At 41.3% G+C, this 12,598-nt stretch carries 13 protein-coding genes and 1 other annotated feature; of the genes, 9 read left to right on the top strand and 4 right to left on the bottom strand.

The genetic code is table 11. The annotated features are described in order from the left end of the window. Nucleotides 1-43: 43 nt before the first annotated feature. A complete protein-coding gene (gene trpR, locus AM629_RS06685) occupies nt 44-364 on the top strand; it encodes a trp operon repressor (RefSeq protein WP_054477338.1) in 321 nt (106 codons plus the stop codon). A 35-nt stretch (nt 365-399) separates the two neighbouring features. On the opposite strand, the gene yjjX is transcribed toward trpR, so the two are convergent. Next, complete coding sequence (gene yjjX, locus AM629_RS06690) at nt 400-930, bottom strand: inosine/xanthosine triphosphatase (protein ID WP_054477340.1); 531 nt, start codon at nt 928-930, stop codon at nt 400-402. A 54-nt stretch (nt 931-984) separates the two neighbouring features. Between yjjX and gpmB the strand changes: the two genes are divergently transcribed. Then, complete coding sequence (gene gpmB, locus AM629_RS06695; RefSeq protein WP_054477342.1) at nt 985-1,632, top strand: 2,3-diphosphoglycerate-dependent phosphoglycerate mutase GpmB; 648 nt, start codon at nt 985-987, stop codon at nt 1,630-1,632. On the opposite strand, the gene robA is transcribed toward gpmB, so the two are convergent. Continuing rightward, a complete protein-coding gene (gene robA, locus AM629_RS06700) occupies nt 1,621-2,505 on the bottom strand; it encodes an MDR efflux pump AcrAB transcriptional activator RobA (RefSeq protein WP_054477345.1) in 885 nt (294 codons plus the stop codon). The genes gpmB and robA overlap by 12 nt on opposite strands. Nucleotides 2,506-2,605: 100 nt before the next feature. Between robA and AM629_RS24970 the strand changes: the two genes are divergently transcribed. Both AM629_RS24970 and creA read left to right on the top strand, forming a co-directional pair. Continuing rightward, nucleotides 2,606-2,740: a hypothetical protein gene (locus tag AM629_RS24970; protein WP_262499887.1), complete on the top strand. Its 135-nt coding sequence runs from the start codon at nt 2,606-2,608 to the stop codon at nt 2,738-2,740. 275 nt (nt 2,741-3,015) lie between these two features. Beyond that, on the top strand, nt 3,016-3,501 hold the full coding sequence (gene creA / locus AM629_RS06705) for a protein CreA (protein ID WP_072161831.1): 486 nt from the start codon (nt 3,016-3,018) through the stop codon (nt 3,499-3,501). A gap of 53 nt (nt 3,502-3,554) precedes the next feature. On the opposite strand, the gene arcA is transcribed toward creA, so the two are convergent. Next, nucleotides 3,555-4,271: a two-component system response regulator ArcA gene (gene arcA, locus AM629_RS06710; protein WP_054477346.1), complete on the bottom strand. Its 717-nt coding sequence runs from the start codon at nt 4,269-4,271 to the stop codon at nt 3,555-3,557. A gap of 665 nt (nt 4,272-4,936) precedes the next feature. Beyond that, nucleotides 4,937-5,056 (top strand) — a sequence feature (Thr leader region). A gap of 25 nt (nt 5,057-5,081) precedes the next feature. Here arcA and thrA point away from each other — a divergent pair. From thrA to thrC, 3 genes are read left to right on the top strand one after another with little or no spacing between them, the layout of a single operon-like run. After that, nucleotides 5,082-7,541: a bifunctional aspartate kinase/homoserine dehydrogenase I gene (gene thrA, locus AM629_RS06715; RefSeq protein WP_054477401.1), complete on the top strand. Its 2,460-nt coding sequence runs from the start codon at nt 5,082-5,084 to the stop codon at nt 7,539-7,541. A gap of 2 nt (nt 7,542-7,543) precedes the next feature. Further along, entirely contained in the window at nt 7,544-8,473 is a 930-nt protein-coding gene (thrB, locus tag AM629_RS06720; protein ID WP_054477347.1) for a homoserine kinase, read from the top strand. Between the two features lie 3 nt (nt 8,474-8,476). After that, nucleotides 8,477-9,769, top strand: coding sequence for a threonine synthase (thrC, locus tag AM629_RS06725; RefSeq protein WP_054477349.1), 1,293 nt, complete (start codon nt 8,477-8,479; stop codon nt 9,767-9,769). A 176-nt stretch (nt 9,770-9,945) separates the two neighbouring features. Here the strand turns inward: thrC and yaaA are convergent, their stop codons facing one another. After that, nucleotides 9,946-10,722 (bottom strand): peroxide stress protein YaaA, encoded by a 777-nt coding sequence (gene yaaA / locus AM629_RS06730; protein ID WP_054477351.1) that lies wholly within the window; start codon nt 10,720-10,722, stop codon nt 9,946-9,948. 352 nt (nt 10,723-11,074) lie between these two features. Between yaaA and AM629_RS06735 the strand changes: the two genes are divergently transcribed. Together AM629_RS06735 and AM629_RS06740 are read left to right on the top strand one after the other, a co-directional pair. Then, nucleotides 11,075-11,257 carry a hypothetical protein gene (locus AM629_RS06735; protein WP_054477352.1) on the top strand — a complete coding sequence of 61 codons (183 nt, stop codon included), beginning with the start codon at nt 11,075-11,077 and terminating at the stop codon, nt 11,255-11,257. 51 nt (nt 11,258-11,308) lie between these two features. Next, nucleotides 11,309-12,589, top strand: a complete 1,281-nt coding sequence (locus tag AM629_RS06740; RefSeq protein ID WP_054477354.1) for a tRNA lysidine(34) synthetase — start codon at nt 11,309-11,311, stop codon at nt 12,587-12,589. Nucleotides 12,590-12,598: the final 9 nt, after the last annotated feature.

A 12,598-nucleotide genomic window follows, 5' to 3' on the forward strand; every position in this document is an offset into this window, starting at 1 on the left:
GTTATTCTGCCGTACTAGTTGAATAGTATGAAACTGATTAATTATGACTCCAAATCATCTGACAGATCCGGCACTTTCGCCACAAAATAATGAAGACTGGCAACGCTTTGTGACGTTACTCCAACAGGCTTTTACACAAAATTTACAGCACCCGATTTTGCAGTTATTATTGACACCGGATGAACGAACAGCGCTGGCTACAAGAGTCCGAATTATCCAGGAATTGATGAGTGGGCAAATGAGCCAACGTGAGTTGAAAAATGAACTTGGGGTTGGAATTGCGACTATCACACGTGGCTCTAATAGTCTAAAATCTGCACCAAATGATGTGAAAGCTTGGTTAGAAGAGCAATTATTGAAATAACAGGCCGCCGGCTGCGGCCCATGATGAATGCTTGTTTAGCGGCCATCCAGTTCTTTATAAATTTCATGATATACAGGTACTAAAGCGAGTATCAGGGCTTGATGGTATACACTGGTACGAGTCAGGATACCATTGGTGAAAAAGCCAATGGCACCGCCTTTCCACTTGATGTTGTCAATACCTGTAAGGTAAGCCATTTCATGCCCTAATTCTCGGCCTTCACGGATACCATTAAGAATTTTTTCTGGTAGCATCAGACTGGCTGAGCGAGATTCTCCACGAATTTGCTGATACTCTACTACCATCCAGGCAAATGTCATATCATCTTCAATACCTGCTTCCACACCAACCCAAAAATCTGCTTCGGGGCGAACCTGTCTGGCAGCCATTACACGCTGACGGGCACCAGTACGGGTTTCTGTGTTACCAATGGGTTGTTGTGGGACACTACTGTCTACGTTGATATCTTCAATCCGGTAAGCACCTGGCCCAAAAATATCATCAAATGCGAGACTAATGGCCTTAATTTTGGCGGGGTTGGTGGTTGCAGCAATAACGTGATACATAATAGATAAGTTATCCTTTGAACTAATATTTACGCAGTATAACGGAAAATGAAAATGTTACAGGTATATCTTGTTCGCCACGGGGAATCAGAATGGAATGCGGAGCGTCGTATTCAGGGACAATCTGACAGCCCTTTAACTGAAACAGGCGAATATCAGGCCAGATTAGTGGCGCAAAGAGTAAAGTCTGAAAGTATTACTCATATTATTACCAGTGATCTCGGACGCACACGCCGTACCGCAGAAATCATTGCTGAGGTTTGTGGTTGTGAAATTATTCTGGAGCCACGTTTACGTGAATTGAATATGGGAGTGCTTGAGCGCAGAAATATTGATTCACTAACCTCTGAAGAGGAAATCTGGCGTAAGAAAATGCTTGATGGTACACCTGGCGGGCGTATCCCTGAAGGCGAATCTATGGATGAATTGGCAGTGCGCATGAGAGCCGCGCTGGAAAACTGCCGTAATCTGCCTGGTGGCAGTCGCCCGTTATTAGTTAGCCATGGAATTGCTCTGGGATGTTTAGTTGGCACAATATTAGGATTACCCGCTCATGCTGAACGTCGTCTTCGTTTGCGTAATTGCTCTTTGTCCAGAGTGGATTACCAAAACAGTCCATGGCTGGCATCTGGTTGGATTGTAGAAATGGCAGGCGATATCACACATTTGGATACGCCTGCACTGGATGAATTACAGCGTTAACGGTTGGATGGGGATAAGATACTGAAATTCTATGATATGATTCTTCGCTTCCTTGTCTCTGTCATTTATATGAGTGGGATAATAACGCTCGATATCGTATCCTTTTCTGCGGGTCAGATTCAGTATTGGCAGGCAAATACCATAGACGGTGAACAGAAAATTCTGTAAGCCTTCTTTGGTGCCATAGTAACTGAATGAGACATACTCCCCAGCCGGTAATGTAACGGGCTGGCTGCCGACCACATCAAACTGTGCATATTTGGGTTCTACCGCAGTGGTGTAAAATACGGTTTGCTCATCCTCTTTTTCTGGATTGGGAATCGCATGGTGAAGACCATAAAGCACTGGCGGTAGCACTTCTGCATTTTGCAGATAGTATGTCCAGAAATTGTGGCGCATTTCAGTACAAAAACTTGACCATTGTTCCAGCATATAGGAACAGGACTGCTCTATACCAACCAGTTGCAGCTCTTCCAGCGTGATATATGTTGCTTCAGGAATATGCCTTTTATCCAGTAATATCGGGGGGCAGATACCTGTGGCACACCATTCCTCACTGAGTCGATAAAATGCAGGTGTTTTGTTGAACTGCTTTTTAAATGCACGGGTAAAAGTTTGTTGGGAGTCAAACCGGTATTGCAAAGCAATATCCAGAATAGGGCGACTGGTTAAACGTAAGGCAACGGCTGCCCGTGACAACCTTCTGGCACGGATATAAGAGCCGATAGCTTGGCCGGTAACGTCCTTAAACATACGTTGCAGGTGCCATTTAGAATAGCCTGCTTTGGCTGCAACATTGTCGAGTGATAATGGTTGATCTAAGTGATTATCTAGCCAACGCAATAAATCACGAATGATGTTGGTTTGATCCATACATCTCCTTAGTCATGTAAGACCAGAAAGAATAATATAAGAGCCTATACCACCAGGCTATTTTGTTTGCCATTCTGAACAAATACGTAGGGTGAGCGAGATGAGTCATTCTCGTGTATTACATATACCCGTTATCTTTCAAGTTGTCTCTTTGTTGGCTGCACTCACTCACCCCAGTCACAGAGTTATCTATGCTCCCGGGGATTCGCTCCCTTGCCGTCGCGATGCATCTTGAAATCTATTGGGTATGTACGTTCTGGTTTCCACGTGCTGCCCATGTTCACAATTTATTGACAAGAATAGCATTCAGCAATAACTCTACTGGATATAAGCACTAAGTGTAAAACAAGTCTCCTATTTACAATAGGATACTTGTTAAGATTATTATTTCACTCATTACTTTGTGAAATTATATTTATATGTAACTATTGTTATTGATAGTATTACCATTCTATCTGGTATCACTGTGGTGAAGTTTTACACTGAATTGATTAAGGTATGGGATTATATATGTTAAAGATCAGAAAGATATTCGTAGCAACCATATTGTTGTTCATACCTCTGGCAACTCAGGCCGAAGAGATTGGTTCGGTAGATACTGTTTTTAAATTTATCGGGCCTGATCATAAAATTGTGGTTGAAGCGTTTGATGATCCTGATGTGAAAAATGTGACTTGTTATCTAAGTAGGGCAAAAACAGGTGGAATCAAAGGTGGCTTAGGACTTGCGGAAGATACCGCTGATGCGGCTATTTCCTGCCAACAGGTGGGTCCTATTGAGCTAACAGACAAGATTAAAAAGAGTGGTAAGAAAGGCATGGTTGTTTTCCAGAAGCGAACTTCATTGGTGTTTAAAAAACTCCAGGTTGTCCGTTTCTATGATGCAAACCGTGATGCACTTGTTTATCTGACTTATTCAGACAAAGTAATTGATGGTTCGCCGAAGAACGCACTCAGTGCTGTGCCAATTATGCCGTGGAAGGTTGCGGAAAATTGAGAGAATAGGATGGGGTTTCTACAAAGACATCCCATCCTGTTATTTAATTCAAATCACGCTTCTAAATCACCACAGAAACGATAACCCTCACCATGAATAGTGGCAATGATCTCCATAGTATCTGGGGTAGATTCGAAATGCTTACGGATACGACGAATTGTCACATCAACAGTACGATCATGGGGCTTCAGTTCACGGCCTGTCATTTTTTTCAGCAAGTCTGCGCGAGTCTGGATTTTGCCCGGATTTTCACAGAAATGAAGCATGGCGCGGAACTCACTACGTGGCAATTTATATTGTTCACCAGCAGGGCTGATCAGAGAGCGGCTATTGATATCTAATTCCCAACCATTGAATTTGTAGCTTTCAATCTGGCGGCGTTCCTCGCTGACGTTACTCAAATTCATGGTGCGAGAAAGCAGGTTACGGGCGCGAATGGTCAGTTCACGTGGGTTAAATGGTTTGGTGATATAATCATCTGCCCCAATTTCCAACCCAAGGATTTTGTCCACTTCATTATCACGGCCGGTCAGGAACATCAAAGCAACATTCGCTTGTTCACGCAATTCGCGGGCAAGTAACAAGCCATTTTTGCCTGGAAGATTGATATCCATAATCACCAGGTTAATGTCGTTGTCTGACAGAATATGATGCATTTCTGAACCATCGGTGGCTTCATAAACAACATACCCTTCAGCCTCGAAAATGCTTTTCAGGGTGTTGCGAGTGACAATTTCGTCTTCAACAATCAAAATGTGCGGGGTTTGCATGGTTGCTACCTAAAATCGCTTAAAAATAAAATCAGAATGACTCAAACTACTCTTATCTCAGGATATTTACTGGTTATTGTTTGTCATCACTGAAATTATAGTTTAAGTCAGTAATAACATTTATTGATATGTTTTACACTGAAAGTAAAAGTTGTTTTTCCTTTGGTGGGCATGTACCCGAAAAAACTGGTTAAACAGTGTTATGTTAGTCTATTAACAGCAATATAACAGCTTGCAATGCATTTACCATCTAAAAAAACTACCTTTTATTGACGTACATCAAAATTGATTGTAGCACGTTAATATTATTTATATTTGTTATTTTATACTTTGTATTATGCAGGAAAATGAAAAATTTCTGTTAACATGCAAAATACTTTTGTATAAAAAATAGTCTTTCTTGTGCTTGCCGGTGAACAAAAATACCTGATTTTTACTAAAAGACAAAATATATTGTTAATTTTGTTAAAAATAGAGTTAACAACTGAACGAAGGCATTAAATTGGATATATTTGTTTGCATTGGTGACTATAGAATAAATTATTTCAATGCAAGAAATATCGAAAATATAAGGTTGTCTAAAGAAAATGTTTGACTTTGCGCACAGATTCCTTTAACCAATATAGGGTCGAACTCATTAAATGACAGACAGGAACTTATGCAAACAATCAGCCTGAAAACCACAATTATTACTACCACCGGAACTACAAGTTGCGGGGCGGGCTGACGCATACACAAAACAGATAAAAAAGCCCGCATCTAAATCAGATGCGGGTTTTTTTTTGGCGCTGAATCAGGAGAAAAATGTCAATGCTAGTGCTTAAATTTGGAGGGACTTCGGTCGCTAACTGCCAGCGTATGCTGAGTGTCGCCGATATCGCTGAGAAAAAGCTTTCTCAAGGAGGGGTTGCGTTAGTGCTTTCTGCCCCGGCAAAAATAACTAATCATTTAGTCGCCATGATCGAAAAAACTGTGGTTGGGCAAGACGTTATTACCCATATGCACGATGCTGAACAGATCTTTGCTGATTTATTGCAGGGGCTAGTACAGGCGCAACCCGGTTTTGATTATGAACGGTTAAAAATGATGGTTGAGCAAGAATTTGCTCAATTAAAACAGGTTTTGCATGGTATCTCATTATTGGGCCAATGCCCGGACAGTATTAACGCTTCTCTGATTTGCCGTGGTGAAAAACTCTCTATCGCCATTATGGCATCTGTATTACAGGCGCGTGGTCATAAGGTCACAGTGATTGATCCGGTAAAAAATCTGTTGGCACAAGGTCATTATCTTGAATCTACAGTAGATATTAATGAGTCTACAACGCGCATTTCTTCTCTAAATATTCCTGATGATCATATTATCCTGATGGCGGGTTTTACCGCTGGGAATGATCAAGGAGAGTTGGTTGTCTTAGGACGTAATGGTTCTGACTATTCTGCCGCTGTTTTGGCTGCTTGTTTGCGTGCTAAATGTTGTGAAATCTGGACTGATGTCGATGGTGTCTATACCTGTGATCCAAGAATTGTGCCAGATGCACGTTTATTAAAAGGAATGTCCTATCAGGAAGCAATGGAACTCTCTTATTTTGGGGCTAAAGTGCTCCATCCGCGGACTATTGCTCCGATTGCTCAATTTCAGATTCCTTGTTTGATTAAAAATACAGCCAATCCTGATGCGCCGGGAACACTTATCGGTGATGGGCAGAAAGATGAAAGTACACCAGTGAAAGGTATTACCAACCTCAGCAATATGGCCATGATTAACGTATCAGGTCCCGGAATGAAGGGTATGGTTGGTATGGCCGCACGAGTATTTGCGGTTATGTCCCGCAAAGGGATTTCTGTTGTGTTAATCACTCAGTCATCTTCAGAATACAGCATCAGTTTCTGTGTGCCTCAACGTGAACTGGAACGTGCACGTCAGGCATTGAGTGAAGAATTCTATCTAGAACTGAAAGATGGTGTACTTGATCCTTTGGATGTGATGGAAAATCTCTCTATCATCTCTGTTGTGGGTGATGGTATGCGTACTCTGCGCGGCATTTCTGCCCGTTTTTTCTCGGCTCTCGCTCGCGGTAACATCAATATTGTTGCCATTGCACAAGGGTCTTCTGAACGTTCTATCTCGGCGGTTATCGACAATGAAGTTGCTACTACCGCAGTTCGCCTATGCCATCAGATGTTATTTAACACTGATCAGGTGATCGAGGTTTTTGTTGTCGGCGTCGGTGGTGTTGGTAGCGCTTTAATTGAGCAAATCCGTCGCCAGCAAGCGTGGTTAAAACAAAAACACATTGATTTACGGGTATGTGGTATCGCTAATTCACGGGCTATGCTGACGGATATGAGAGGTATTTGTCTCGATAATTGGCAGCAATGTTTGTCAGAAGTTAAAGAGCCATTTAGCCTGAGTCGTCTGATCCGCCTGGAGAAAGAGTATCATTTGCTTAATCCGGTGATAGTGGATTGTACCTCTAATCAGCAAATTGCAGATCAGTATGCTAGCTTCCTGAGTGATGGGTTTAATGTAGTAACGCCGAATAAGAAAGCTAACACTGCATCAATGGTTTATTACCATCAGATCCGTAAGGCAGCAGAAAAATCCAAACGAAAATTCCTGTATGACACCAATGTGGGAGCGGGTCTACCTGTTATTGAAAACTTACAGAATTTGCTGAATGCGGGTGATGAGTTGGTTCAGTTTAATGGCATTCTTTCCGGCTCTCTTTCCTTTATTTTCGGTATGTTGGATGAAGGGATATCATTATCTCAGGCAACTTTACTGGCGAAAGAGAAAGGTTATACCGAGCCAGATCCTCGTGATGATCTCTCTGGTATGGATGTTGCCCGTAAGCTGTTAATCCTCGCACGTGAGTCAGGTTGTGAGCTTGAATTGGATGATATTGATGTAGAGCCGGTGTTACCCGCTTCCTTTGATGATAGCGGCAATGTGGAGACTTTCCTTGAACGTCTATCCTCGCTTGATCAGGTTTTCAACCAGCGTGTAGCAGAAGCGAAAGCTCAAGGGAAAGTGTTACGTTATATTGGCATGATTGAGAATGGTCGTTGCAGAGTAAAAATTGCTGCTGTAGATGGCAATGACCCGCTTTATAAAGTTAAAAATGGCGAAAATGCGCTGGCATTCTACACTCGTTACTATCAGCCGATACCGTTGGTACTGCGTGGTTACGGAGCCGGTAATGATGTTACAGCCGCCGGGGTTTTTGCCGATATGCTGCGTACTTTATCCTGGAAACAGGGAGTTTAATTGTGATTAAAGTCTATGCTCCCGCATCTATTGGGAATGTCAGTGTTGGGTTTGATGTACTGGGAGCCGCAGTTTCTCCAGTTGATGGGACTTTGTTAGGTGACTGTGTTGCTGTTCGTGCGGCGGATAGTTTCAGTTTGCGTAATGAAGGACGATTTGTGGGGAAGCTACCTGAAAAACAGGAGAACAACATCGTTTATCAATGTTGGCAGTTATTCTGCCAGCGTTTAGGTAAACAATTACCTGTGGAGATGACGCTAGAAAAGAATATGCCAATTGGTTCTGGTCTTGGTTCCAGCGCTTGTTCTGTTGTAGCGGGTTTAATGGCACTCAACGAATTTACGGGACGCCCGTTCAGCGAAGGTCAATTACTGGAAATGATGGGCGAGTTGGAAGGGCGTATTTCAGGCAGCATTCACTATGATAACGTCGCGCCATGTTACCTTGGCGGTTTGCAACTGATTATGGAACAAGGGGATATTATCTGTCAGTCAGTGCCTTCATTTGATGAATGGCTCTGGGTGATGGCTTATCCGGGCATTAAAGTTTCTACCTCAGAAGCCAGAGCAATTTTACCTGCTAAGTACTCGAAGCGGGATGTTATCGACCATGGGCGTTTTCTTGCTGGTTTTATTCATGCTTGTCATACACAGCAACCTGAACTGGCAGCCAGATTGATGAAAGATGTTGTTGCTGAGCCGTACCGTAGACAACTGTTACCAGGTTTTAATAAAGCTCGTGAAGCAGCAAAAGAGATAGGCGCATTGGCCTGTGGTATTTCTGGTTCCGGCCCGACGTTGTTTTCCATTTGTAATGATATGGCTACCGCAGAGAAAATGGCTGAGTGGCTGCAACAGCATTATGTTCAGAATGATGAAGGTTTTGTACACATTTGCCGTCTGGATCTCGCAGGCGCACGACAGATAGGGTAACTGATGAAACTGTATAACTTAAAAGACAACAGCGAGCAGGTGAGTTTTGCGCAGGCAGTAAAACAGGGGTTAGGTAAACAGCAAGGACTTTTCTTCCCGCAAGATTTACCTGAATTCAGTCGTGAAGAAATTGACCAACTGTTGAAACTGGATTTTGTTACCCGCAGTGGTCGCATTCTTTCAGCGTTTATTGGTGATGAAATTCCGCCAGAACAACTGGCGGCACGAATTGAGAATGCTTTTACTTTTCCAGCACCTGTTGCAAAAGTGACAGATGATATTGCAACGCTGGAATTATTCCACGGCCCGACTCTGGCATTCAAAGATTTTGGTGGCCGTTTTATGGCACAAATACTGGCACAGGTTGCGGGTGAACAGCCTGTGACTATTTTAACCGCGACATCTGGCGATACTGGTGCAGCAGTAGCGCATGCTTTCTATGGATTGAATAATGTACAGGTGGTTATTCTCTATCCGCAGGGTAAAATTAGCCCGTTACAGGAAAAACTCTTCTGTACATTGGGCGGTAACATTCACACAGTTGCAATTGATGGCGATTTCGATGATTGCCAGGCGCTGGTTAAACAGGCGTTTGATGATCAAGAGTTGAAACAGGCTCTGTATCTCAATTCAGCTAACTCAATTAACATTAGTCGCTTGCTGGCACAAATTTGCTATTACTTTGAGGCGGTGGCTCAGGTACCGGAAGATAAGCGTAAAAAATTAGTTATTTCTGTACCCAGTGGGAATTTTGGTGATTTAACTGCCGGTTTATTGGCAAAATCAATGGGATTGCCGGTAAAACGTTTTATCGCAGCGACTAATGTTAACGACACAGTTCCACGTTATCTGGCGGATGGAAAATGGCTTCCTCATCAGACGGTTGCTACGCTTTCCAACGCAATGGATGTGAGTCAGCCAAACAACTGGCCGCGTATTGAAGAACTATTTTGTCGTCGCTCCTGGAAATTAAGTGAATTGGGGTATGGCATAGTCAGTGATGAAGTCACTAAAGGGACCATCAAGGAATTGGCTAAACTGGATTATATCTCTGAGCCTCATGCAGCCGTTGCTTACCGAGTTTTGCGTGATCAATTACAGGAAGATGAATACGGATTATTTCTCGGTACAGCTCATCCGGCGAAATTTAAAGAGAGTGTGGAGCAGATTCTGGGTGAGGAATTACCACTGCCTGAAGCTCTGGCAGAACGAGCTGATTTGACATTGTTATCTCATTACTTACTGGCAGATTTTGCTAAATTGCGTACTTTCCTGATGGAAAGAGCACCTAAGTAATCAAGAAAATAGGCGCCGCACAGATCATGCGGCGTTTATACCCGTTATTTTTCAAGTTGCCTCTTGGTTGGCTGCACTCACTCACCCCGGTCACTGAGTTATCTATGCTCCCGGGGATTCGCCCCTTGCCGTCGCGATCCATCTTGAAATCCATTGGTATATATCGCAAAAATTTTTTAATGTTGTTCCGGTCGCTTAAATACCAGTTCATTCCCTTTGGATAACGATTCATTAAAAGCGTAACCATCCAGATTGAATTCCACCAGACGGTCAATTTGTGTTAACTGATTCTGAATAATAAACCGACTCATCAGCCCACGGGCTTTTTTCGCATAGAAGCTGATAATCTTATACTTACCGTTTTTTTCATCAAGGAATACAGGTTTAATGATCTTACCGGCTAATTTTTTTGTATTAACGGATTTGAAATATTCATCGGAAGCCAGATTAACCAATACATTATCGCCTTGCTGATCCAGGGCTTCATTAAGTTTTTCTGTGATCAGCTCTCCCCAGAAAGAATAAAGATCTCTGCCACGTTGATTCTCCAGCTTGATCCCCATTTCCAACCGGTAAGGTTGCATCAGATCTAAAGGACGAAGCATGCCATAAAGGCCAGACAGGATACGCAGATGATCCTGAGCAAAATCAAAATCCTTGTCGGAAAAACCTTCAGCTTGCATACCGGTATACACATCACCTTTAAATGCCAGAATAGCCTGACGTGCATTTTCTGGCGTGAAATCAGCATGCCATTCGCCAAAGCGGGCCGCATTCAGACCGGCAAGTTTATCGCTGATACCCATCAAACTGGCAATTTGGGCAGGTGTTAGTTTACGGCAGATGCTAATTAGCTGTTCTGACTGATTAAGTAATGCTGGCTGACTATATTTTTCCGTGGCAAGTGGGCTTTCATAATCAAGGGTTTTTGCTGGTGAAATAGTGATAAGCATAATGTTATCCCGGTTGTTCAGATTAAGTGACTTTAACAAAAGATAGGATAATAGAGAATGAATAACAATGATAACAGAAACTGTGTGCGTGCTATCTGTGGCGTAACCAGCTGATAATTTTACATTCCATTTTATTGTTCGATATTATCTTTAATGATAATAATATTTAAATGATTTCTTAAGATATATTTTAATTTAAATTTATATGTAAATTTAAATTAAGTTTTTGCAGTTATTTAAATGTTAATTTTTGTGCGTTTGATCTATTTTTCTTGAGCTGTAATAGTGTAGTTATTCTAAAGGTGAGAGCACTTCTTGCAAATTTGTTTTTTATAAAATTGGAGGAATAGAGATGCAATCAACAGCTCAAAAGCTATTTCAGCCTATATTTACTCGTAAAGCTGAACCTATAAGGTTATTTAGTGTTTCGCAGGATGAAATTGGTTTCGAAGAAATCAATCAAATGATTATTGGACGTATTAAACGTGATGCTGACTTGCTCATGAGTGTCGGTGAGAGTATCGCCCATATTTAAAATAGAAGCCTGTTGTATCTAACAACAGGCTCTTTCTTGTAAGAGATTATTATGAAAAAACATACCGTGTTGCTTAAAGATAGGTTAGATAAAATTCATGTGCTTTCTGCAAAGTCTGGGATCCCGTTGAGAAGATTCCTGAAGGAGAATTACATACCCCAAGACTCTATACTTTGCTATGTGAATGATAAAATAACAGATGATCAAAGCTATGTAGTAAAAGAAAGCGATAAAATAGTTTTGGATATGGTAAGGGCATATCAACTCCCAGAATATTGCAGAACTTTACGTTTATGGGAAGATGATGGCGTTGAGGTAACACAGGAAAATACAGATTCAATTTATACTAAGAGAATACTCTGGTTTAAAGAGAATGGTATTTGCGATCTAAAACAAACACAATTTAATGAGGATAGTTTTGTAAAATATATTGATGACATGTTTGTTCAAGGGATTCTTACTAAGTCTTTGATTAAGGAAAATGATAAAATTGTACTTGCCTTATCTGGAGGTAGAGATAGTCTGGCATTATTATATCTTTTGAGAAGAAATGTGGATAAATTGCCAAAGCATGAGTTAATTGGAGTTACTGTTGCTGATACGGCAGCATCAGGCGCAGATGTTAAAGTGGCTGCTGAGGCTATCGCAAATTTGGGTGTAAGAGACTATACAATATTACCACTTTCTTATGTTAATGAAACGATGCATTTTACAAATGGTTTTGAAAACGTTATTGAAAAAGTGCTTGTAACAAGTGGACGTGGGCGTTCAATTACTTTGTGGCATACCATTATGAGAGCTTGTGTTGAAAGATTTGCAAGAGAAAAGGGAGTTTTTAATTTATCGTTTGGTTACCATTTTGAAGATTTATTTACCAGTATATTTAGAACATATACTTTGGGAATCTTATTAGGTGAGTCGGCTCCATTGAAAACGTGGGGAGAGTTTACGCATGTATCACCATTATGGACAATAACTAAAAAAGAATTGACATTATATCTTAAAATTGTGGCTCCTGAACACCATTCGAAACAGGGATCGCCTACAGACTATGATAGAGGAGATCATAATAGGGATATAAATTATTTTATAGCTGATTTATTATCGGGTGTTTGGCCAGGGTTGGGATTCAATTTTTTTGAGTCACTTGAGCGATTATATAAAAATTATAATGTAGAAAATCCTAAATATGATGTATGTGATAATTGTGGAATTACATATACACATGCTTACGGTGATGATTTTGATAATAGGAAATTTAGGCATGTTTGTAATCATTGTTCTTATTTAATTGAAATCGGGGAAATACCATTAATGAAATCGATTGGATAAATAAAATAT

The organism is Photorhabdus heterorhabditis, from assembly GCF_001280945.1.
Lineage (GTDB): Bacteria > Pseudomonadota > Gammaproteobacteria > Enterobacterales > Enterobacteriaceae > Photorhabdus > Photorhabdus heterorhabditis.